The organism is Arthrobacter sp. C152 (assembly GCF_054890965.1).
Window position 1 is genome coordinate 1 of record NZ_JBTZSU010000131.1, and the last position, 251, is coordinate 251.

Here is a 251-nt window from a genome sequence, read left to right on the forward strand (position 1 = left end):
TCGAACACCGAACCGATGAACGCGCGCAGCAGCATCGCCTTGGCCTGCGCCGGCGCGATCCCGCGCGACGCCAGATAGAACAGCGCATTCGCGTCCAGCTCGCCGACCGTCGCGCCATGCGCGCACTTGACGTCGTCGGCGAAGATCTCGAGCTCGGGCTTGGCATTGGCGGTCGCGGTGCGGCTGAGCAGCATCGCCTTCACAGACTGCGAGGCATCGGTCTTCTGCGCATGCCGCGCGACCGCGACCTT

Annotated in this window: 1 protein-coding gene; it reads right to left on the reverse strand. The window is 67.7% G+C overall.

The genetic code is table 11. The features are described 5' to 3' along the window. The coding region (locus ACYSM9_RS22015; RefSeq protein WP_461859067.1) for a SufD family Fe-S cluster assembly protein at window positions 1-251 on the reverse strand (251 nt) is incomplete at both ends.